General features: G+C 61.7%; 22 protein-coding genes and 1 pseudogene. 13 read left to right on the top strand and 10 right to left on the bottom strand.

All coding sequences use genetic code 11. From position 1 onward, the window contains the following. Positions 1-19 precede the first annotated feature (19 nt). Entirely contained in the window at positions 20-1480 is a 1461-nt protein-coding gene (locus SVXhr_RS09160) for an RtcB family protein (protein ID WP_275736906.1), read from the top strand. 12 nt (positions 1481-1492) lie between these two features. On the opposite strand, the gene SVXhr_RS09155 is transcribed toward SVXhr_RS09160, so the two are convergent. After that, positions 1493-1945: a type IV pilin gene (locus SVXhr_RS09155; protein ID WP_015790482.1), complete on the bottom strand. Its 453-nt coding sequence runs from the start codon at positions 1943-1945 to the stop codon at positions 1493-1495. 134 nt (positions 1946-2079) lie between these two features. On the opposite strand from SVXhr_RS09155, the gene SVXhr_RS09150 reads away from it, so the two are divergent. After that, a complete protein-coding gene (locus SVXhr_RS09150; protein ID WP_275736905.1) occupies positions 2080-3039 on the top strand; it encodes a mechanosensitive ion channel family protein in 960 nt (319 codons plus the stop codon). Between the two features lie 119 nt (positions 3040-3158). Here SVXhr_RS09150 and SVXhr_RS09145 read toward each other — a convergent pair whose 3' ends face one another. Next, on the bottom strand, positions 3159-3563 hold the full coding sequence (locus SVXhr_RS09145) for a universal stress protein (RefSeq protein WP_275736904.1): 405 nt from the start codon (positions 3561-3563) through the stop codon (positions 3159-3161). A gap of 234 nt (positions 3564-3797) precedes the next feature. On the opposite strand from SVXhr_RS09145, the gene SVXhr_RS09140 reads away from it, so the two are divergent. The 5 genes from SVXhr_RS09140 (at position 3798) to hmgB (ending at position 10320) form a co-directional block, all read left to right on the top strand. Continuing rightward, the gene (locus SVXhr_RS09140) at positions 3798-3998 is read left to right on the top strand and encodes a dodecin (RefSeq protein WP_275736903.1); all 201 of its coding nucleotides are present in this window, start codon (positions 3798-3800) and stop codon (positions 3996-3998) included. 91 nt (positions 3999-4089) lie between these two features. Continuing rightward, a complete protein-coding gene (locus tag SVXhr_RS09135; protein WP_275736902.1) occupies positions 4090-4671 on the top strand; it encodes a DUF2150 family protein in 582 nt (193 codons plus the stop codon). A gap of 88 nt (positions 4672-4759) precedes the next feature. Beyond that, complete coding sequence (locus SVXhr_RS09130) at positions 4760-6985, top strand: hypothetical protein (RefSeq protein ID WP_275736901.1); 2226 nt, start codon at positions 4760-4762, stop codon at positions 6983-6985. A gap of 76 nt (positions 6986-7061) precedes the next feature. Next, positions 7062-8909 (top strand): PKD domain-containing protein, encoded by a 1848-nt coding sequence (locus SVXhr_RS09125; protein ID WP_275736900.1) that lies wholly within the window; start codon positions 7062-7064, stop codon positions 8907-8909. Between the two features lie 76 nt (positions 8910-8985). Further along, complete coding sequence (gene hmgB, locus SVXhr_RS09120; protein ID WP_275736899.1) at positions 8986-10320, top strand: hydroxymethylglutaryl-CoA synthase; 1335 nt, start codon at positions 8986-8988, stop codon at positions 10318-10320. Positions 10321-10485: 165 nt separating this feature from the next. Here hmgB and SVXhr_RS09115 read toward each other — a convergent pair whose 3' ends face one another. Then, positions 10486-11196 (bottom strand): helix-turn-helix domain-containing protein, encoded by a 711-nt coding sequence (locus SVXhr_RS09115; RefSeq protein WP_275736898.1) that lies wholly within the window; start codon positions 11194-11196, stop codon positions 10486-10488. Positions 11197-11323: 127 nt separating this feature from the next. Here SVXhr_RS09115 and SVXhr_RS09110 point away from each other — a divergent pair, with 127 nt between their 5' ends. Next, positions 11324-11971, top strand: coding sequence for a metal-dependent hydrolase (locus SVXhr_RS09110; protein ID WP_275736897.1), 648 nt, complete (start codon positions 11324-11326; stop codon positions 11969-11971). 2 nt (positions 11972-11973) lie between these two features. On the opposite strand, the gene SVXhr_RS09105 is transcribed toward SVXhr_RS09110, so the two are convergent. Together SVXhr_RS09105 and SVXhr_RS09100 are read right to left on the bottom strand one after the other, a co-directional pair. Next, positions 11974-13215: an ABC transporter permease gene (locus SVXhr_RS09105; protein ID WP_275736896.1), complete on the bottom strand. Its 1242-nt coding sequence runs from the start codon at positions 13213-13215 to the stop codon at positions 11974-11976. Next, positions 13212-14174 carry an ABC transporter ATP-binding protein gene (locus SVXhr_RS09100; RefSeq protein ID WP_275736895.1) on the bottom strand — a complete coding sequence of 321 codons (963 nt, stop codon included), beginning with the start codon at positions 14172-14174 and terminating at the stop codon, positions 13212-13214. Before SVXhr_RS09100 ends, SVXhr_RS09105 begins: the two co-directional genes overlap by 4 nt. A 327-nt stretch (positions 14175-14501) precedes the next feature. Here SVXhr_RS09100 and SVXhr_RS09095 point away from each other — a divergent pair, with 327 nt between their 5' ends. Continuing rightward, positions 14502-15035 carry an Rrf2 family transcriptional regulator gene (locus SVXhr_RS09095; protein WP_275736894.1) on the top strand — a complete coding sequence of 178 codons (534 nt, stop codon included), beginning with the start codon at positions 14502-14504 and terminating at the stop codon, positions 15033-15035. A 142-nt stretch (positions 15036-15177) separates the two neighbouring features. Further along, positions 15178-16341: an FAD-dependent oxidoreductase gene (locus SVXhr_RS09090; protein ID WP_275736893.1), complete on the top strand. Its 1164-nt coding sequence runs from the start codon at positions 15178-15180 to the stop codon at positions 16339-16341. Positions 16342-16351: 10 nt separating this feature from the next. Here SVXhr_RS09090 and SVXhr_RS09085 read toward each other — a convergent pair whose 3' ends face one another. The 4 genes and pseudogenes from SVXhr_RS09085 to SVXhr_RS09070 all read right to left on the bottom strand — a co-directional run bounded on the left by SVXhr_RS09085 (position 16352) and on the right by SVXhr_RS09070 (position 19289). Beyond that, positions 16352-17164, bottom strand: coding sequence for a nucleoside phosphorylase (locus SVXhr_RS09085; protein ID WP_275740914.1), 813 nt, complete (start codon positions 17162-17164; stop codon positions 16352-16354). Further along, a pseudogene (gene cdd / locus SVXhr_RS09080) lies at positions 17161-17553 on the bottom strand (cytidine deaminase); the annotation flags it as partial. The gene SVXhr_RS09085 and the pseudogene cdd, both read right to left, overlap by 4 nt. Positions 17554-17613: 60 nt before the next feature. Continuing rightward, on the bottom strand, positions 17614-18966 hold the full coding sequence (locus SVXhr_RS09075; protein WP_275736891.1) for a phosphomannomutase: 1353 nt from the start codon (positions 18964-18966) through the stop codon (positions 17614-17616). A 146-nt stretch (positions 18967-19112) separates the two neighbouring features. Continuing rightward, the gene (locus tag SVXhr_RS09070) at positions 19113-19289 is read right to left on the bottom strand and encodes a hypothetical protein (RefSeq protein WP_275736890.1); all 177 of its coding nucleotides are present in this window, start codon (positions 19287-19289) and stop codon (positions 19113-19115) included. Between the two features lie 306 nt (positions 19290-19595). Here SVXhr_RS09070 and SVXhr_RS09065 point away from each other — a divergent pair, with 306 nt between their 5' ends. From SVXhr_RS09065 to dinB, 3 genes are all read left to right on the top strand, one after another. Further along, positions 19596-19970, top strand: coding sequence for a DUF555 domain-containing protein (locus tag SVXhr_RS09065; RefSeq protein ID WP_275736889.1), 375 nt, complete (start codon positions 19596-19598; stop codon positions 19968-19970). A 91-nt stretch (positions 19971-20061) separates the two neighbouring features. Continuing rightward, complete coding sequence (locus SVXhr_RS09060; RefSeq protein ID WP_275736888.1) at positions 20062-20604, top strand: CBS domain-containing protein; 543 nt, start codon at positions 20062-20064, stop codon at positions 20602-20604. Positions 20605-20924: 320 nt separating this feature from the next. Beyond that, on the top strand, positions 20925-22178 hold the full coding sequence (gene dinB / locus SVXhr_RS09055; protein WP_275736887.1) for a DNA polymerase IV: 1254 nt from the start codon (positions 20925-20927) through the stop codon (positions 22176-22178). Positions 22179-22185: 7 nt separating this feature from the next. On the opposite strand, the gene SVXhr_RS09050 is transcribed toward dinB, so the two are convergent. Continuing rightward, entirely contained in the window at positions 22186-22539 is a 354-nt protein-coding gene (locus SVXhr_RS09050) for a hypothetical protein (RefSeq protein WP_275736886.1), read from the bottom strand. Positions 22540-22684: the final 145 nt, after the last annotated feature.

Here is a 22684-nt window from a genome sequence, read left to right as displayed (position 1 = left end):
ACAGGTTGTACCCACGTGTATGACTACCTACGACGCCGGTGAGTTCACCCTGGAGAAGGTACGCGAGTACGTCTGGGAGATGCCACAGGAAGGCGACATGCGCGTTCCCGCGCGGGTCCTCGCCAGCGAGGAACTCCTCGACGAGATCAGCGACGACCTCTCTCTGCAGCAACTCAAGAACACTACCCACCTCCCCGGGATCCAGCAGTACGCCCTCGCGATGCCCGACGCCCACCAGGGGTATGGGTTCCCGGTCGGCGGCGTCGCCGGCATCGACGCCGAAACCGGCGTTATATCGCCTGGAGCGGTTGGTTACGATATTAATTGCGGCGTAAGGATGTTGAAAACTAACCTTACGTACAGCGACATTCAGGGTCGCGAGGAGCAACTCGTCGACGCGCTGTTCGAGGCGATCCCGTCGGGGTTGGGCGGTGGCGGCGTCGTCCAGACCGACGTCGACACACTGGAGGAAGTCCTCACACGCGGCGTCGAGTGGGCGCTCGACGAGGGCTACGCCGTCGAAGACGATCTCGCCCACTGCGAGGACGAGGGGGTCCGGCCGGGGGCAGATCCCGACGCAGTCTCGAAGAAAGCAAAGGACAGGGGCCGCCAGCAACTCGGGAGTCTGGGCAGCGGGAATCACTTCCTGGAAGTCCAGCGCGTCACGGACGTCTATCGCGAGGACGTCGCCGAATCTTTCGGTCTCAGCGAAGACCAGATCGTCGTCCTGATTCACTGTGGCTCACGCGGCCTGGGCCACCAGGTCTGTACCGACTACCTTCGGGAGATCGAACAGACCCACCAGGGACTGCTCTCGCAGTTGCCGGACAAGGAACTCGCGGCCGCGCCCGCCGGGAGCCATCTCGCCGAGGCGTACTACGGGGCGATGAACGCCGCGATCAACTTCGCGTGGGTCAACCGCCAGCTCATCATGCACCGAACCAGGGAGGTCTTTGCCGACGTCTTCGACCGGGATTGGCGCGATATGGAGATGGAACTGCTGTACGACGTCGCCCACAACATCGCCAAGAAGGAGACCCATACCATTGAGGGCGAGGATCGGGAACTCTTCGTCCACCGGAAGGGCGCGACGCGCGCGTTTCCCGCCGGTCACCCGGAAATCCCGGCCGCCTACCGCGACGTCGGCCAGCCGGTCATCATCCCCGGGAGCATGGGGGCCGGGAGTTACGTCCTCCGTGGCGGCGAGCATTCGATGGCGGAGACGTTCGGTTCGACGGCCCACGGCGCGGGCCGGCTCATGTCCCGGACGGAAGCCAAGAACACCTACTGGGGCGAGGATGTCCAGGACGACCTCCGCGATCAGGAGCAGATCTACGTCAAAGCCGAGAGCGGCGCGACCGTCGCCGAGGAGGCCCCGGGCGTCTACAAGGACGTCGACGAGGTCGTGCGCATCTCCGACGAACTCGGGATCGGCGATCGGGTCGCCCGGACGTTTCCGGTCTGTAATATCAAAGGGTGATCGCTGCCCGGCCTAGATGCCCGTGTCACCGTTCCAGCGTGAGAGGACGGTCGATTGGTTCAGTGTGGCGTTGTGGTAGATGATCTCGAGGCGGCTGCTCGAGCGGATCCGGTCCCCGTAGGCATTTTGTTCACTGACCGGGACCGTATCGCCCGGCGTCACCAGGGCCGATTCGTTTGATTCGGCCAGTGCAGCCCACGTGACGTTGTTGTTTGAACCCGCGATATAGAGATCACCGCTCCTGAATTCGTCTCCACGATCGTGCTCGATGATGAGAAAGCCACCCTGTTCGTTGAACGTGTACGTGAAGTTGGCCTGGGGTGGCCCGGATGTATCGCCCACAAACAGGAACGCACTGATCCCCACTCCGGCCACGAGAATGAACGCGATGCCGACGAGCGTGACGACCGCAGTCATCTCCGAGATCCCGCGTTCGTCCCAACCCGTCGCAGTGGCCGGTTCCATCACAGGTTCCCTTGTACCCGTGGCGATAAAAAGACTGTTCGCCCTGCTTGCCAGATCGATGCCAGTGCCCCTTGCTCTCGATTCCAGTACCCGTCAACACAACCCTTTTCAGCTATCGGGGTGTCGATTTTCGCATGCAACCGGTGGCCGTCGGGTGGATCGACGTGCTTGGAGCCACGACCACCGAGGCCGCCAATCCGGTCCAGGCATTGGAGTGGATTCCGACGTGGATCCCTGGGTGGACTCTCGATTTGGTCTCTGTCGTCGTTGTCCTTGGACTTGCCTGGGCCGCCAGCCGACTACTGATCGAATTGCTCGGCCGGCGGATCGCGCGCCAGTTTCGACGGCCAAGCCTGACTCGGGCGTTCATTCGCGGGATTCGAGCCGGCGTGTTCATCCTCGCGCTCCTTGTGATCCTTCGCATCTTTGGACTCAAACTGGGGGATATCGCCCTCTCGGTGACTGTCTTTTCCGCTGTCATCGGTGTCATCCTCGCCCCAATTGTCGGCAGCGTCATCAGCGGCGTCTTCCTGCTGGCCGATCAACCCTACGAGATCGGCGACATGGTCGAACTGGCCGACACAGGTCAGCGCGGGTTCGTCGAAGATATCACACTGCGATACACCAAGATATTCACGCTGGACAATACGTTTCTGGTTATCCCGAACGGGACGATCCGCGAGCGGGATGTCGTTAATTACTCCGCAGAGGACGCGCGCGTTCGGGAATCGATCGACATTGTGGTCACATACGAAAGTGATCTGGAACTGGCACGCGAGCGCTTCGTCCAGGCAGCCCGGTCGGTCGAGGGCGTCATCGGCGGCGGGCCGGACATCCGAGTTGGGGCCGCCCGGTATCCAGCGAGTCCAGTCTGCCAGATTGCCGAATTCGGCGATCATGGCATTAATCTGACTCTCCGGTACTGGATCGAAGAACCATACCGGATGCAAGCAGTCAGGTCACAGATACAGACTGCGCTCTGGGACGCGATCGAGGATCTGGACGTTGAGATCGCCTATCCTCACTCCCACTTGATGTTTGATGATACAAGTGGCCAGTTGCGGGTCAGTCACGACGAAGGAGTCTCGGAGTAACCTGGAAGACAGCCCCCATCTAGCGAGGCGGCTGTCGACGACGAACGCCAAGAGTATCGCGACCGCTCCGAGTGATTGGTGTGCAGGCGTTTGGAGCTCGGTCGAGAGACGTCGATTGGCTACTCGACTGAAGCAGTCACGATCCGACAGTCAAGTTCGGTTTCGAGGAAGGTTGCGACGTCGGGATCGTCCACCAACCGCCGGACCATCCGCCGCCATCGACCGACCTGTTTCTTTCCAATCACCACCACGTCGGCTCCTTCAGCGGCGACCTCTTCGAGGATGGTCTCTTCGACGAGAAGGCCGGTTCGGATCGCGTATCGCGTCCGCGGCAGATGGCCAAACACGTCCTCGACCGCGGACTTGAGCTCGGCTCGCGTGACGTGCCCGTTGTGTTGGTAGAGATTGACGTGTAAGATCGTCAGATCAGCGTTCTCCGCCTCGGCGACGTCGATCGCTCTGGCCAGCGTCGCCTCCGAGTGTTCGCTGAGTGGATACCGGATCGGAACCGTCACCGTTGTCATCGACACTATGTCCGTCCCGGGGACGCCTCAACGTTTCGTATTGAACACACTGCCAAGAGATCGATCGAGCCGCGCGTCTCGAAGACGCCTCTCGCGTGGAGATGCGGTTTCTACACTCGAGCCGAGTGGGTTCCTCAGCTGTCCCTGGATTCCGCTTCGGGGCGTCGGGACCGACCCGGGGACAGAGTTGTCGGTATCGAAGAAGGTACCTGTGATGGACACGTGGTTGCCGCTATGGTGTTCAAAAAGGTAACCCTCGTGGGAACGAGTCCCGACGGCTTCGACGCGGCGACAGACGACGCGATCGATCGAGCACAGGATACGCTGGAGAACGTCCAGTGGATCGAGGTCGACCAACTGGGCGTCGAAGTGGCGACCGCCGACGATCGCGAGTACCAGGCCGAAGTGACTGTCGCGTTCGAACTGCTCGACTGACGGGGTGTCGGTCACTCTCGACGGTGAGTGGTCTCGGGTGACACGTGATCGGTAGCGAAAGCCATATCCCCCGAGACACGAACGGAGAGGTATGAGCGCTCCGCCGGGGGAGTACTACACAGAGGAACGGTGGCAAAACTGGATCCAGCGGATCGAATCGGAGGATATCGATCCCGAGCAGGAGGACTCGGCTCGTCTCCTGTTGAACCTCCAGGACGATACGGCGATCGCTGTCGCCAAAATCGTCACTGACTACGAGGACGGCGAACTCGAAGCCGAGCGGGCACTCGAGGAACTCGAGGGCGTCCGTGAGATCGTCCTCGGCGAGGTGGACATCGCCGACGAGGAGAAGCTGATGGTCGTCGACGGCGTCCAGACCTCGCTGGTCTGTGTCTTCTATGCCGCCGAAGAGTACGTCGCCGGTGGCGTCGCCGACGGGTCGGTTGCGGAGTATATCGCCGCCGCCAGCGAGGCCGAAGCCGAAGAGAACATGGACGCTGCCCTGGGGTATTGTGCGCAAGCCGGGACGCGGATCATCGCCGACGAAGAGGAGTTGACGATGGAGGTCGTCGACGACCTGGAGTTCGGACTGGTCGCCGAGTGGGTCAACGGGCTAGACAGTCTCCAGACGGCGATGAGCGACCCGGAAGTCGTCGAAGAGGACGACGAGTAAGCCGGAACGGCGGATCGGGGCCCGGAGTCGGAGCGGTCCGGTGGTTCGGCAGACAAACTTTTACCCGCGGCCGGCCCACCTAGGGACAATGTCCTTCCGGGGCGACGAGCGTGCGCAGGCGATTCAAATCGGTGCTGTACTGTTGTTTGCCGTGCTCGTGATCGCGTTTTCCCTCTATCAGGCGTTTATCGTCCCGACGCAGAACGAACAGATCGAACTGGACCACAACGTTGAGGTCCAACAACAACTCCAGGACCTCCGAAACGCAATCGTCTCGATGCCCGGGCGCACGTCGGGCACAGGGACGACGATTTCGCTGGGAACGTCGTATCCGGCTCGGGTAGTGGCGCTTAATCCACCCCCGCCGTCCGGCCGACTGTCGACGGCTGGGACGACCGATCCGCGGGTGAATCTGACCATCACGAACGCGACAGTCGCCGGGGAGACGGGCGATGTCTGGAACGGGTCGACACGCCCGTACAATACGGGGGGCATCGTCTACGAACCGGACTACAACCAGTATCGTGATCCCCCGACAACGATTTATGAGAATACGCTGCTGTACAATACGTTCCGTGGCGGGAACCTGACGCTGGCAGGACAGTCACTCATCTCCGGGGACCGAATCTCGCTGGTCACGCTCAACGGGTCGTTGAGTCGGTCGAGCAGCGCCTCGACGACCGTCGATACTCAGCCGATCAGCAGTTCAGACCGGACAATATTGGTCAAGGGCAACGCCACGTCGCCGATCACGCTCAATCTGACGACCCGGCTCTCGGCCAGTCGGTGGACGACGCTACTCGACGACGAGGCCAACGTGGATACTGTCGCGCCCGCGCCGAATGCTGCTGCTGTGCCTGACCCGTTTACCCGCGTGCAGATCACGCTGGATCCGGGCCAATATCGTTTGCAGATGGCGAAAGTCGGGGTCGCGACGGGGGCAAGTGAGGAGTCGGCGGCATATTTGACAGATATCGCTGGGGACGGCGAGACAATCACTCGTGGGGATAGTCAACGGATCAGTTTGGAGGTTCGTGACGCATTCAACAATCCCTCGGCGGGTGTCGTCGTCAATGGAAGCGTTGATCCCCAGAATGCCGGATCGCTCAACACGAACGTCGAAACGTCAGATACTGACGGTCGAATCACATTCATATACAATACCACGGCAACGATGACACCGGACACCCATGAGATTCAGTTCAGTCTGGAATCGATCGGGAATCCGTTTGACTCCACTACGCCGGAAAACGTCTCTGTCAACGTAACCGTGGAGAGATCACCACAAACTGGGAATGCAAGCGGTGGTGGTAGTGGTGGTCCGTTCAACGTTTCGTGGGTTGGTCCTGAAAGTACAAATTCCGCTAACATCACCTGTTCGGACGGTTCTTGTGTTTGGGACGTCGGTGCAAGTGATAGCGCTAACTTAGATCTGGTCGCTGCGACAGACCCATCGTTCGAGGGTGTTATCACTGATTTCAGTGTAAACGATACGTCCATTGGGACTATTTCGCCCGACGATAATACGACGGGGCCGACTGGTCGCGCGTCGACCACACTGACGGCGCGTGATAACGGGACGATCAGTGTTGCAGTGGTGAGTGGTGGCGATGGCGATGTTATCGATATTGCTGTCCGAAACGTGACTGGCGGTCCGTCAATCATGGCCCGTGTTGACGATCTCACGGACTTTCGGAACAACGCACCCACGTTCGTTGCGTCCTATGACGTAATCAACGCGAATAGCTCGTTCCAACGTGTGAATGTGGCCTTCGACACCAGTGCTGGTGGTGCTAGTGGCTCCGTCTCCAATACGACACAACGGGGCAGTGTTCGCTATTCGACGAGTGCCGGCGGAACTGGAACGTCGTTTGATATTACCTACGAAGTCATCTACGACAACGGTGGTGGGGAATATGTCGCCGCACAGCGAACCATTTCGACGGTTTCGGACACGCAAAATCCCGTTTCCGAGAATGATGATCTCTCAACGGGGACCTCAGCAACGCTGAGCTCTTCAACAATCACCGATCGGTCGAATACACAGAACAACAAAGTGCGCTACCGCTTTGAGTATACGATCGGTAATACGGGCGATTACTCCCAGGTAGAGTTGCTCGCTCTGAATGAGAATGACAATGGTGATTCCGCCACGACGAGACAGTCGAACCCAGACGATAAAAACGTCGATGTGAACCCCGGTGGCGGCACTGGCACAGCGTACAAAGTCGGAATTCTCGTCTACGATTCGTCAGGGGCAGTTGTCGATAGTCGCATAATCACCGGTGAAGTCGCAGATGGCACTGACCCATGAAGTGGGTCGCGACCGTCCGTTTTCGATATCACGATATTGAGCACAGCCAGGATACCACTACTGATGGGGTCCCAGGATGAAACAAGCCCGCGCCCAATCGGAAGTTGTCGGTGTCGTTCTCATGACCGCAGTCATCATCATTCTGGCAATGATCGTCGGCGGAACGATCCTTAGCACCGTCGACACGGAGGAAAAGCCGACGGCAAATCTCAACGTGTCCGTTGACGCCTCGAACGTCACGGTGAGTCATCACGGCGGAACCTATCTTTCAGTCGATGAAATCACGGTCCACCTCCGATCCGCGAATACGGAACGCCACTTGCTGGACGCATTTCAGGAGCGGCAGGGAGATGCCGACAGCAGTTTCGATCCCGGGGAAACGGTCACTCACACCCACAACGCAACAGCGTTGCTTACCGTCTTCGTCGTTCATGATCCATCGAACACCGTGCTATATAACCGTGATTTCGATGTCCCGCCGCCGACGCAAGATACCGGGCCGGTGGCTGTCATGTCGACTTCATCGACGGTCCCGGTTGTCGGTGAGAGTGTGACGGTAAACGCAAGCAATTCGTTTGCACTCGACGGTTCGATTATTGGCTACGCGTGGGATCTCGACGGTGATTGGAACTACGAACGGTCCGGCAATTCGACCATTACCAATACGTTCACACAGCCAGGAAACCAGACGGTTCGGTTACGAGTCACTGACAATCGTGGTGAGACGAACACGACAGTGACGACAATCACAGCCACGTACGAACCCCTTCCCAACTTCACTTACAACCCAAGCGCGCCCGGAACTGGTGAGGAGATCCAGTTTGATGCGTCCGATTCGGGTGATTCCGATGGTTCGATTGCCAGTTACGAATGGGACTTCGACAGCGATGGCACGGTTGATGGGGGCGGTGAAGCCATTAGACACAGTTACTCCACGCCGGGCCGGTATAACGTGACCCTGAATGTGACAGACGATACAGGGGCGACGAACGCGACGACCCGGTCGCTGCTGGCCAATAGTCCGCCGGATGCAAACTTCACGTCGGCCTGTGAAGGCGATGAGTGCCAGTTCGATGCCTCAACGACGATCGATGACGGGACGATTGCCAACTACACGTGGGCGTTTGACGATGGCAATACGACCACGACGACTGAACCGGTGGTCAACCACACGTATGCCGGTAGTGGCACCTACAACGTCACCTTAATAGCAACTGATACATTCGGTCTAATTGCAACGACTTCTCAGACGCTCTCCGTGGATACGGTGGCACCAACGATTGAGAATGTGAGCCTGCAGGATGGCGACGGCAACGCTATCGTTACCGATGGTGATTCCGTCTCGTTCTCAGTGACTGTCTCCGATTCATTCTCAGGCGTTTCAACTGTCACAGCCGACGCGTCGTCCTTGGACGCTGGGACGGTCACGCTCACTGATCGCGACGGTGATGGAATCTACAACGCGACTACCTCGGTTGGGACCTCGCCCACAGAGGGGCCACAGTCAGTGACAATTACCGCGGTCGACAATGCCTCGAACACGGCGAGTGCGATGGCCAACACGTTAACTGTGGACACAACGCCACCGAGCATTACGAACTTCTCGGTCGCAGACGAGAGTGAATTCAATTTTGTCGTCATCTATTGGGAGTTTATAGAATCATTCGAGGTTGAGTGGGAAACAACGGACGACCACCTCGCCGAAACGACGGTTTACGTCAACCGGTCCGGAATGGTTCAAGATACGTACACAGACCAGTCAGGGGATGAAACGTATAACAATACGCGAACATATGAATCGTCCGGGCGCGAGCATACAGTCACTATTGTTGCCGTCGATGAGGCCGGAAACGAGGCGTGCCGTACTGTGATGGACACTGCCGACGGAAGTGATCCCCCCGATTCGGCGTACGAAACCTGTTAAGCTGATCGATTTCGACGATTGACGAATTCACAGTCGACAAAAACATAAGGGACCTCTCCGTTTCCGGGAACGAATCATGACTACAGTGGGCATCGACGCTGTCGAGATCCGCACTGGCAATCTCAAACTCGACCTGGCGGAGACGTTCGCCCCCGCCAAGGACGAGGATCCCGCGAAATATACCAAGGGCCTCGGACTGCATTCGAGTTCGTTCCCGGACGTCTACGAGGACATCGTCACCATGGGCGCGAACGCGGCCAAGCGCCTGATGGATCGAAAGGGGCTGGAACCCGACGATATCGGCCGGATCGACGTCGCGACCGAGAGCGCGTTCGATCACTCCAAGCCGGCCTCGACGTACATCGCTGGGTGTCTCGAGGACGTTTACGAGGGTGACTTCCATCACGCCAACAAGGGCGAGCGGAAGTTCGCCTGCGTCGCGGGCACGCAGGCGATCGACGACGCGGTCAACTGGATCCAGGCCGGGAAGAATCGGGGACGCGCGGCACTGGTGATCGCCACCGACACTGCGCTGTACGCCCGCGGTGACTCCGGCGAGGCGACCCAGGGTGCAGGCGCGGTCGCGATGTTGATCGACGAGGATCCGAGTCTCACGTCGGTCGATCCCGTCCAGGGCTTTGGCAGCGCCGACGAGACGGACTTCCTCAAACCCAACCAGCAGTTCCCGAGCGTCGACGGCAAGCGCTCGATGCAGGTGTATCTCGCCCGGATGCGAGAAGCGATGACGGACGTCGAACGACAGCGCGATTTACATCCTGATGACTTCGCGGTCGTCCCGTTCCACATTCCGTTCCCCGGGATGGTCCGGAAGGGTGCAGCACTCGGTTATCGACACATCTCTCGGGACACGGACGTCGAGGAGGAACTCGCCGAGGAAATCGGTATGCAGCCCCGTCGCGAGGACTTCGAGGACGACGAGGCGTTCCGGGACGCGCTGTCGGCGTACACCGACGACCTGACCGAGACCGATCGCTATCGCGAGTGGTACGACCGGACGGTCGAGCCGACGCTCGGTATCTCCCGATACGTCGGGAACTGGTACACCGGCTCCGTCCACCTTGCCCGGGCATCGGCGCTCAAGGAAGCCAGAGAGAACGGCCGTGATCTGGACGACGAAGAGATGCTGGTCTGCTCCTATGGCAGCGGTGCGCAGGCGGAGATCCACGTCGAAACTGTCCAGCCGGGCTGGGAGGAGGAGATCGCCCAACTCAACGTCGACAGCCAGCTTCGGGAGCGCTACGATATCAGCTTCGCGGAATACGAACAGATTCACGAAGTTCACAACTACGACGAGACCACGGACGTCGACGCGTTCACCACGCCCGAGGCGGAGTTCGTCTTCGACGGCTGGGGCCGCATGGGCGAGCGCAAGTACACGTACGTCGAATAGAGCGAGAGCACGACGTCGAATAGAGCGAGACCACGCTTCGGACGGATACCGCGGACGGAATCAGCCGATCGCCACCGGTTCGGGCTTTCCGGACCGACAGCGGGAACGGGATGTGGCCGTGGCTGGCCCATCGTGTTCGCGGCCGCATCCCCTCGCTGTTCCCTCTCAGAACTGTTCGGCCAGTCGGTCGAGCATCGCGTCCAGGTCGAGCGTCGTCGCCGCCAGCGCGAACCCGTCGACGCGAGCCAGATCGGCGGCCCGTGCCCAGACGTCTTCGGATTCGATCCCGTGGAGCACGACCGCGTTGGGTGTCGGATTCACCACGCGCATTGCGACCAGCGGTGACTCGCCGCGGGTGACGTTCGTGAACACGAGCGCCCGGTTCGAGCTTTGGCCATAGAGCCGGTAGAATTCCTCACTGGAGAGACGGGTAATCGCCTCGATGCTATCGATGACGGTGTGGCCGACGACAGTCTCCTGGGAACCGGGCGCAAGTTTCGTGGCTTCGATCACCTCGAAGTATCGGTCGATCGGGACCGTCGCCGCGAACTCCCGGAGATCCGAGACAATGTTGTTGTCGAACCCGGCCGAGATAACCCGGGCGTGTTGGCGGATGTGCCGACCGCCGCGTCGTTGATCGATCGCGAGCAATGCGCTGACCGTCCGGTTGACCACGGCGATCCCGGGGTTGTCCCGCCGCCCGCTTTCGTAATCCGAGACGACCGATGGCGATACCTCGAGTTCGGCGGCGAGTTCCGATTGAGCGATCTCGAAGTCCGTCCGCCACTTTCGTATCGTTTCGCCCGGCCGATCGCTCGTCGCGATCTCCCCGGCGATCTGTTTCGCGAGACGGTCGCGGTCCGACCCTCTGTCCATGCCCGTAAGTGCGTGGTCGAGCCCATAAATCCCGTCGAAGTACACTTCGACAAAAGACGAATCCGGGGACAGCTTCCCCCGCCAATGGCGACGTAATTGCTTTTTGTGTCCAGTGCGTCCCACGCATATGCCCTCAACCGTGGTACACCTTGCCCTGGCCGGGCTGATAGGGGCGGCGCTGCTGGGGCGTGCCTTCGACGCACGCGCACTCCTCGTCGTACTTGCGCTGGTGGTGGTCCCAGACCTGGACGCTTTCGGTGGCCTCTTCATTCCAGGTGGGCACCGAGCGCTTCTACATACGCTGTTGTTCCCGGCCGGCCTCGCTGTGCTGGTCTACTGGGATACGCGAGTCCGAGCGGACTCCTGGCTCGCCGATCGATTCGACGGGCACGCTCCTCGTGTCGCCTGGGTCGGGGTCCTGGCGGTCGTCTTCGCGGGGATCGGCCCGGATCTGTTCGGGGCAGGAGCGAACATCTTCTATCCGATCCACGACCAGTTTTACGCCGTTACCGGCAAGCTTGAACTCTCGACCCAGCGCGGTCTCGTCCAGACGTTCGTGGACCTTGCTCCGGAGGCAACTGACGGCGGCGGGGTTGCCGTCGGGTCGACCGAAGACGTCCACATTAGCTCAGGCGTCGATCCCCAGCGTGGCCCGGAACCCGCAAACGTCGACCGGGTGTTCCCCATCGCACGGTCGGGATACCAATTGCTGTTGGTGATCACAAGCATCGTCGTCGTGGGCGTTCGACTGGTCGAAACCCGGCTCGCGGACTGAATTCAGTCCCCGAAATCCCGCCAGCGCGTGAGTTTGATGGCCAGCCCGATGAAGACGATCGCCATCGCGCCCAACATCGCAAACGCCGGCCACACCCCGTCGGTGGTTTCGACGATCATGAGCCGGCGGAGTCCGCGATGGAACTGATAGAGCGGCATGAGCCGGCCGATCGTCTGTAACGTCTCGGGCATGATGTCGACCTCCCAGAAGACGCCCGACAGGAACATCATCGGGAACGCGATCGACCCGCCGAGACTACTTGCCGCGTCTGGGTTCGGCAGGAGACTCCCGAGGGTCATCCCCAGCGCCGAAAAGGCGATCGCCCCGAGCAAGATGAGGGCGACCGAGAGCGGACCCGGAATCACCGTCACCCCGAAGAGGAGCGCCGCGACGACGAGCATCACCCCCGAAAGTAAGAGGGCGAGCAGCGACTGCTGGACGATGTTCGCGATGATCCAGTCGCGCTTTCGCAGTGGTGTCGCCACGAGGCGCTTGAGCGTCCCGTCCTGGTTGAACCCGGCAATCACGCCCGGGACTGTCATCACACCGTTGATCAACACCAGCGTGGCGATGAACGCGGGCAGGTAGTAATCAGTCGACGTCAGCCCGGCTGAGCCGATCGTTCCAGAATCCAGACTGACTGGCGGTTCCTCGACACCGAGCGATTCCTGGTTAAACTCGGCAATGACAGTCGAAAGGATGCCACGCACGACGGGTGCCGACTGGTCGTCCGGCGGTGCGTAAAACTGCACCGTCACACCGGTCGCGTTCGTCGCGTTCCGCTGGCTTGCCTGATCAAGGCCCCGCTCAATGTTTGCTCGCTCGGTATCGTTCATGTCGTCCCGGAAACGCGCGACAGTGTCCCGAATGATCGCAATCCGAACGCGGCCGCTCTGGGCGCGGACGTCTTCGGCGAACCCGTCGGGTATGACGAGGACACGGCCCCCGCCGTCGCTCTCTTGACTCCACTCGGTCAGGTTCCGATCGGCGTCGAGGTGCCGAACGTCGAGGGGTTCGATCCCGCCCAGGTTCTCGACGAACGTCGCGGAGAGGTTCGTCGCTTCGCCGTTCGGGCCGACGTCCTGATTCTGGACGACGAGTCCGAACGACGGCGCACTGGACGCAAAGACGGTGCTGAAGATCACCAGCAGAATGATCGGAAATAATACGACAAAGAAGACTGTTTCCCGCGAGCGCGACCAGTCACGCAACAGCGCATCCAGCAGCGCGGCGATTCGCTTCATTCGATTTCCCCCCGGGCGTCCGGCGTCGCGCCGGCCAGTTGCAGGAACACGTCTTCCATGCCTGCGCTGATCAGGTCGATCGCCCGGCCCTCGCCCTCCTGGTGGAGTCGACTGTAGGCTTCCTGGGCGCGACCGCGGTCCTCGAACAGACCGACGATATCGCCGGTTTCGGTCCGGTAGACCTCACTTGCCGCGTCTTCGAGGATCGGTTCGAACACTTCGTCCTCGGCAGACTCGCCCGTGCTTCTGACGACGACCTTGATGGCCCCGCCGTATCGGTCGATCAGGTTCGGGACGGTGTCGATGGCCTCGATCCGCCCGTCGAGAAGGAGTGCGGCCCGGTCGGCCAGCCGTTCGACCTCTTCCATGTAATGGGTCGTGAGGACGACGGTCGTGCCGCGATCGGCGAGCCCCTCGATCTGTTCCCATGTCGTGCGGCGTGCGTCGGGATCGAGGCCGGTCGTCGGCTCGTCCAGAAAGAGCACGGCGGGATCGCTAACGAGCGCCATCGCCATGCCAGTCCGTCGCTGTAAGCCGCCTGACAGCGATTGAAACGATGTTTCGGCCCACTCGGTGAGATCGAGTTCGTCGAGCACTGCATCGACCGACAATCCATCGTCGTACATCCGCCGGATGAGCGTGACGTTCTCCCGAACGGAGAGACGATCGAACGTGTGAAACGACTGTGGGACGACGCCGATCTCCGCTTTGATCGAGTGTGCATTTGTCGTCACGTCTTCGCCCAGAACGAGTGCCGACCCCGCGGTTGGCGTCCGCAGACATTCAATCATCTCGACAGTTGTGGTCTTGCCCGCACCGTTGGGACCGACCAGCGCGAACACTTCTTCGGCCTGAATGTCGAAGCTTACCCCGTCGACGGCGACCGTCTCACCGTAGGTTTTCCGGAGGTTTGAGACCTCGATGACTGACTCGCCGGTGTCCGTATCCGAAGAACCCATATCTGTATCAATAGCCGGATTTCACAGCGGTGTTTCATAAATCTGTGTCACGAACTGCAGCGACCGTGCTCTCGAATGGCCGTCGGCAACTTACGAGCCGTCTCCAGAGGCCAGCCAGCCCCGTGATAGCCACCAGCGTGGCGTCCGTTCAGGACACAGTCGGGACGCGGCCCACCCATCGATCCCTCCGGCGTACATATGTTCGAGAACAGTTATCTCCCCTGGAGGATTTGGCCGTCTTTGCCACCGTGTACCCCGGTTAACCGGGCGGACGCGTCGTCGTCATCCACCGCCGCATTTAATACAGCCTATCACGAAAAATAACTCATGTCATCAATCGAACTCACGCCCAGTCAGAAGAACATCTTGCAGGAGCTCGTCAACCTCTATCGTGACTCAGAAAGTGCGGTAAAGGGTGAGGAGATCGCCGAGCGAGTCAACCGGAACCCCGGTACGATCCGCAACCAGATGCAGAGTCTGAAAGCCCTCCAGCTGGTCGAAGGGGTCCCCGGTCCCAAAGGCGGCTACAAGCCGACGGCGACCGCTTACGACGCACTCCAGATTCAGGACATGGACCACGCCGCGGAAGTCCCGCTGTTTCACAACGGCGAGCAGATCCCGGAGGCGAACGTCGCCGAGATCAACCTTGCGAGCGTCCACCATCCGGAGAACTGCCGTGCGGAGGTCACGCTTCAGGGGTCGCTCTCTGATTACGACGAAGGTGACAGCGTCACGGTCGGCCCGACGCCGCTCTCGAAGCTGCAGATCGTCGGCACCCTCGACGGCAAGGACGATACCAGCAACAAGCTCATCCTGACGATCGACGATATGGTCGCCCCGGCCGAAGCACCCGAACACTGACCACGGCTCGGATTCCCCACTCGATTTTGCCGCTTTCGTGGCGTGTCTCCATGGTTGCGTCGCGTCCACGTGATACGGTTACATACACCTTCCACGGGGCCATTCCAAAGGGTTTGTATCCGGGCCTCGCTGAACGACGGATATGACTGAGTCGGTGGTCGTTCTCGGTTCCGGGTACGCCGGCGCGGGCGCGATCCAACGCCTCGAGTCGGAACTCGGCGATCGGGTCGACCTCACGTGGGTCTCCGATCAACCGTATCATCTCGTTCTCCACGAAGTCCATCGCTGTATTCGCGATCCGACTATCAAAGAGCACGTCACGATCCCGATCGAGGAGATCAAAGGACCGTCCACGACGTTCGTCCGGGGCCGGGTCGAGGCCGTCGACGTCGACAACAGAACGGTCGCACTCGACGACGGCGATCCCATCGAGTACGACTACCTGCTGGTGGCCATCGGCAGCCAGACTGCCTTCTTCCGAATCGACGGTCTCGAAGCCCACGCACACACGCTCAAGAGTCTCGACGACGCGCTCGCGATCCACGACGCGGTCGAGTCGGCGGCCGAATCCGCCTCCACGGCTGATCCCGCTCGCGTGGTTGTCGGTGGCGCGGGCCAGACCGGCGTCCAGGTCGCCGGCGAAGTGACTGCCTATCGCGAGGAACACTCGGCACCGATCGATGTCGTCCTGGTCGAGGGCCTGGAGTCGATCCTGCCGGGGGAACGCCCCGGGTTCCAGTCGGCAATTCGAAAGCGACTCGACCAGCGATCGGTCGACGTCCGGACGGGCAGTTTTGTCAGCAAGGTCGACGACGAACGGGTTCATTTCGACGACGGTCGTGATCTGGAGTACGACGTCCTCGTCTGGACTGGTGGTATCACGGGCCAGCGTGCCATGCAGGACGTTCGCGTCGCGAAAGATCACAAGAGCAACCGTCTCAAAGCCTCCACGACGTTTCAAACGGACGACGACCGTGTCTTTGCCATCGGCGACGCGGCGCTGGTCGAACAACCGGGTGACGATCCGGCCCCGCCGAACGCCGAGGCGGCCTGGCAGGCGGCGGACGTCGCCGCGGAGAACATTGCCCGGTCGATCCGCGGTCAACCGCTCGCCGAGTGGCAGTACGAGAATAAAGGGACCGTCGTCTCCGTCGGCGACGAGGCGGTCGCAACCGACGTGATGTTCAGTCCGATCGAGACGTTCGACGGATTCACCGCCGAACTCTTAAAAAAGGGCATCGCTGCGCGGTGGATCGCCGACGTCAGTTCGGTCTCCCGGGCACTCGCTGCCTGGCCCAATATGTAGCTTCCAGCCCTCAGAGGTCGGCGTGCCAGGCGTCGGCATCGGCCGCGTCTGCGTCGCTCTCCATCGACGCCAGAATCGAGACGGCAGTCGACGCCGTCTTTGCCGCCTTGCGTTCGCCCTCCGTCTGGAACTCGCCGGTCACCCGGTTGGCGTAGACGGTACAGACCGCACCTGCCCGGAGTCCATAGAGGTTCGCGAGCGTCAGGATCGAACTCGCCTCCATCTCGAAGTTGAGGACGTTGGCGTCACGCAACTCCCCAACCAGTTCGTCACTTCCACGCGCCTCGAACCCCTCGAATCCCGGCCGGCCCTGCCCGGCGTAAAAGGAGTCCGTCGAACACGTGAGTCCAACGTGATAGTCATAGTCGAGCCGCTCGGCGGCGGCGATCAGCGCCGAGACCACCCGATAGTCGGCGACTGCCGGATAATCCTCACGGACGTACTCCTTGCTGGTTCCCTCCTGGCGGACCGCGCCGGTCGTGATGATCAGATCGCCGACGGCGGCCTCCTCGACGAGGCTCCCACACGAGCCGACGCGAAGGAGGGTGTCGACGCCGAGTCTGGCGAGTTCCTCGACGGCGATCGCCGCCGACGGACTCCCGATCCCTGTCGAGGATACCGAGATCGGCGTCCCGTCGACGGTCCCCGTTGCCGTCCGGAACTCGCGGTGTTCGGCGACGGTCTCGCTGTCGTCCCACGTGTCCGTGATCTTCGGGACGCGGTCTGGATCACCCGGCAGCAGGACCGCCCCGGCCACGTCCTCGGGGCCGACCTGCAGGTGATACTGGACCTCGTCGTTGGGGTCTTCGCTGTCCATCGTCAGTCCTCCAGGTTTTCGCTACTGATCGTGTTCGGGAGCAATTCACCCAGCGTGTACGCGGCGACGGCGTCGTCCTCGTCACACACGATCTGTAACCCCTCGTCACAGAACTCCGTGAGCGTTTGTCGACACATTCCACACGGCGTGACGCCATCGCGTTTCGATGACGTGACGGCGATCGACTCGAACTCCCGGTGGCCGGCCTCGACGGCCTTGCTGATCGCGAGTTCCTCGGCGTGGACGCTGTTGGAATAGTTGGCGTTCTCGATGTTACACCCGGTGAAGACGGTTCCATCCGCCGTCCGGAGGGCGGCCCCGACCCGATACGCCGAGTAGGGGGCATACGAACTTCGGAGGGCTTTGCGTGCTCGCTCGATCAACTCGTCCATACAGGGCGGTGTATCGGAGTGGGCAAATAGCCACCGCCGTGACGAACCGCAAACGGGGCTCGCTTACGTCGCTGCTTCGACGGCGTCTTCGATGCCCGCGCGAACGTCGTCGATCAGTGTTTCGACCTCATCGCTTTCGGCGTACAGCCGGATGTACGGCTCGGTCCCGCTCGGACGGACCAGCGCCCAGGAATCGTCCGGGAATTCCAGTCTGACTCCGTAGTCCGTCGAGGCCGTCGCGGATGCAAACTGGGCAGGCAACTCCGCAGCGAGTCGATCCATCACGGCCGGTTTGTCCGCGTCGGGACAGTCGACGTTGACTTTCCGGAAGGGCCGTTCCGTGACTGGCGCTCGCAGGGCGTCAAGCCCCGACTCGGCGACGAGCCGGGCGAACACCCCCGCACTGGCGATGGCGTCCATCCACGGCCCGAGGTCGGGGAAGATGTATTTCCAGGGCTCGGAGGCAAGGACGACTTCGGTCTCCGGTGTGTCGGGGATGTCCGCCAGCCCCTCGTGCAGACTACCGAGGGCGACGCGTTCGACGCGGCCGCCCGCGGCCTGGACGCGTTCGTCGATCCGGGTTGAGGTGTTCGGCGTCGTGATCACGACCGGGTCACCGGCGGAGCTCTCGCGGACGAAATGGTCTGCCAGGATCGCCGTGACGGTATCCTCGTGGATCACGTCGCCGTCATCGTCAACGACGACGATCCGATCCCCATCGCCGTCGTGAGCGAAGCCGAGTTCGACCGCCTCGGACCCGGCGACGAACTGCCGGAGTCCCCGGATGTTCTCCGGTGTCGGCTTGCTCTCTCTGGCCGGGAAGTGACCGTCGACGTTTGCGTCCAGGGCACGGACGTGCGCACCGAGCATGCGCAACACCGGTGGGGTCGCGACGCCGGCGACACCGTTACCGCAGTCGACTGCCACACCGAGTCCGTCAAGCGGCGCGCCGAGGGTTTCGGCATATTCGACGACCGCTTTCCGATAGTCGGGGAGGGGATCACGGCGGGTGGTCGTCCCCCACTCGTCCCATGGGGCGGGGGCGGGATCGTCTTCGATCCGGGATTCGATCCGGGATTCGGCCCCAGCCGGGTACTGTTGGCCGTCGAAGAACAGTTTGAGTCCGTTGTCCGCCGGTGGGTTGTGACTCGCGGTGAGTATCACGCCACGACGGCCCCGGGAGGCGTAGGCGAGCGTCGGCGTCGGTATCTGGCCGACACGAATCACGTCGGCACCGGCACTTTCCAGTCCCGCTTCGACGGCGGCCGCCAGTCCCATGCCCGTCGTCCGGCCGTCCCGGCCGACGACGAACTCCGCGCCGTCGTCGCCGGCCGCTCGACCGACGCGGAGTGCGAGATCGGGGGTTACGCGTTCGCTGACCGGCCCTCTGATTCCGGCTGTCCCGAACAGGTCCATACGACTCCCTGGACGGCACCGCACTTAGAATGTGACGATCGGTCGACTCACCGTTCGACGTGGGGTCGACCCCGCCGGCCCTCCGGAGCGCTTTGACGTTCCTGGCCCCAGTCGTCGCACTCCGAGTCGCCCTGTCACTGCCGGCCTCAGGCCTCTGTCGCCGCCCGATCGTATGCGTCTTTCAGCGATCCGAGGAACCGGTGATACGGCAGCGGTATCCCGATCTGGCGGGCGAGCAACGCGACTGGCAACAGCATGATCCCGACGAGCAGTGTCACGTGGTACAGCACGGACAGGCCGGCTCGGTACAGGTACGTTTCCATTGGTCCTCACCTGAGCTTCCCCCGCCTCCAGTATATAAAGATTGCTGAAAGAAGTATTACAGTATTGTAGATTATTATAATTAAATACGGCTACGTCTTGCGGTTCAACTCCGGTTGTACTATCCCCAACTGCACAGGATACTCACTGCCGGAGGGCATAATGGGCTCGTCACACCGACGCGGCCTCGTCATAAGTTATAGCCATTATTGGCGTGACGTGCGCAGGGCCCAACGGCGTGACGCGCAACATCGGGGCGACATCCGGAAATCATAAAACACGAATAGGCTCGCCGGTAGAGATGAAGTATGAACTACCTCGTGGCAATGGAAGCAGCCTGGTTGGTTCGTGACGTAGAGAACATCGACGACGCTATCGGTGTGGCAGTCAGCGAAGCCGGCAAGCGACTCAACGATCAGGACATGGACTACGTTGAAGTCGAGGTCGGTGCCACGACCTGTCCCGCGTGCGCGGAACCGTTCGACTCGGCGTTCATCGCCGCCGACACCGCCCTGGTCGGACTCGTCCTCGAGATGAAGGTCTTCAACGCCGAGAGTGCCGAACACGCCCAGCGGATCGCGAAAAGCGAGATCGGTGGGGCGCTACGGGATGTCCCGCTCAAAATCGTCGAGACGATCGAATACGCCGAGGACGAGGAGCCACCGACTGCACCCGACGAGTGAGACCGCCCGCGGGACGACACGGAGTCTATCGGGAGAGTACCGACCGCTGAGAGCCGGTGGCTTTTTGTATTACCTATGGTTATCAGCCTCTATGGAACTGCCGACTCCAGCGGACTTACGCGAGCGCCGGACGGACCTCGGGCTCACCCAGAGTGAACTCGCCGATCGTGCCGATGTCTCCCAGCCGCTGATCGCCAGGATCGAGGGTGGTGACGTCGATCCGCGACTCTCGACGCTCCGGCGGATCGTCAACGCGCTCCAGGAAGCGGAAGGTGGCATCCTTCGGGCTGGCGACCTGATGAACTCGCCCATCGTCAGCGTCGCGCCCGACGACAGCGTCCACGAGGCCAAACAGTTGATGGACAGCGAGGGCTACTCGCAGGTGCCGGTCATCCGCAACGGGCGACCGGACGGACTTATCGGGAACACTGACATCCGCCAGCGCCAGGCGGACAACGTCGGGGAACTCCCCGTTGCCGACGTGATGCACGAGTCGATCACCACCGTCGAACCCGACGCGACGCTCGAAGAGATCGATACGTACCTGGATCATCACGACGCCGTCCTGGTCGTCGACAGCGGCGAGACCGTCGGCATCATCACCGACGCCGATATCGCCGCACACGTCAGTTAAACGCGCGCAATTCGGCATTTTCTCCAGCGATCCAGGCTTCGATATTCGCTTTCCGCTGTGTCTGCTGGCCAGCGGCGTGTCTTGGAAAGGCCCCGAGAGCAAGAGTTAAGTATGGGCATGTGTAACATTAGCGTGGAACCGCGCCGGGTGGTTCCCGACGGGAACGACCGTCGTGAACGTCCGGGAGACGCACCGTGCGCAAACGACGAGTACCCTCCGCCGATTCTCCGGCGGAGTTTCCGTTTTCACCTGCCCAGTAGTCTCGACTCTGTCCATGCCGGTGTGAGAACCTTGGTATGGCTCCGGCGCGAACGCCGCGTATGTCCCGGCCCGGCCGGTTGCCGGTCGAGTCCACCAGCGAGCAGCGCATTGTCCTCCACGTCGATATGGACTGTTTCTATGCGGCCTGTGAGCGACTCCGCGAACCCCCACTCCGAGGCGAACCGGTGGTCGTGGGGATGGGATACGAGCCGGGTGAAACAGTGGGGGCGGTTGCCACCGCGAGTTACGAGGCGCGCGAGCACGGCGTCGAGAGCGCACAGTCGATCGAGCGGGCACTCGAGCTGCTGCCCCGACGCGAGGTTGCCGATCCCGACGCGGAGCCGACTGCCTACTACCGGCCCGTCGATATGTCCTATTACGAGGACGTCAGCGAAGAGGTCCAGTCCGTCCTAGCGGAACACGCCGACGTGCTGCGTGCGGTCAGCATCGACGAGGCGTACCTGGATGTGACCGACCGGACCGATTGGGAGTCCGTCGAACAGTTCGCGGGCGAACTGAAAACCGAGATCGCCGACACAGTCGGCGTCGAGGCGAGCGTCGGCGTCGCGCCGACGATGAGCGCGGCCAAGATCGCGAGCGACCACGACAAGCCCGACGGCCTCACGGTCGTCGAACCGGGATCCGTCCAGTCGTTTCTGGCCCCGCTCGACGTTGAGGATATCCACGAAGTCGGCCCGAAGACGGTCACGGAACTCGCCGAGATGGGCATCGAGACGGCTGGGGAACTCGCGGATGCCGATCCGGCGGCGCTCGTCGATCGCTTCGGTGAACGCGGACGCGCGATCTACCGGTACGCCCGCGGCGAGGACGACCGCGACGTGACGCCCGTCGGCAAACCCAAGAGTCTCTCCCGGGAGTCGTCGTTGCCAGCCGAGGCGGGTGGCTCCCGGACTGTCCGGGAACAAGTACGGACGCTCGCCGATGCGGTGGCGGACCGGGCGAATCGGCGTGATGCGCTCTATCAGACGATCGGGATCAAAGTCGTCACGCCACCGTTCGATATCAACACGCGCGAACGGTCGCTGTCCGGACCGGTCGACCGCCCGGAGCTGGTTCGTTCTGTCGCGCTCGATCTCCTCACGGAGTTTGCTGACCGCGAGGTTCGCAAGGTCGGCGTGTTCGTCTCCGGGCTCTCCTTTTCGGCGGGCGACCAGGCGAGTCTCGCTGAGTGGGACGGCGATAGTGACGGCACGGAGATTGAAACGCACACGAACGAAACGGACACCACCCCTCAGTCGTCGTCCGGGAGCCGGCGGCTGTCAGGTCAGACGACGCTTGCGGACTTCCGGTGAGTCGGACTCACTCCAGGCCGCTGTCGAGGTTCTCTAAGAGCTTGCCGGCGAACAGCCCCAGCCGTGGTGAGATGGCGTCGGGATCGTTCGAGGGTGCGTCGACGGGGTGGGTCTCGAGCGCGCGGACGAACTGCTCGCCGTGGGTCATCGCCGCCATCATGTCGACGACGTCGACGGTCAGGCCCTCGTCCGAGGTGTCCATCTCCGGGTGGCGCTCTTTCTCCGCGGGCGTATACGAGATGGTCCAGGACGGCCCGCCGACCAGGTCGAGGACGGCATCGACGCGCCCGACTTCGACGCGGTCGCCGTCGCTGGCGACGTAGACAGTCCCGTCCTCGACGATCGTCTCGTATCGGGGCATTTTCTCCAGCTTTCAATCCAGGGGAAAGTAGTCCACGGATATATACCCTCATGTCGATCGCGGCGGACGGAGCCACCCACGACCCAGCGTCGGACCCGCGTCTGACGATGAATTATGGGTGTCGAGGTTCTGGGCTACGTAAGAA

This window comes from Halorhabdus sp. SVX81, assembly GCF_029207715.1.
GTDB lineage: Archaea > Halobacteriota > Halobacteria > Halobacteriales > Haloarculaceae > Halorhabdus.
The sequence above is the reverse complement of the archived record's forward strand: the minus strand, read 5'-3'. Positions and strand labels throughout refer to the sequence as shown.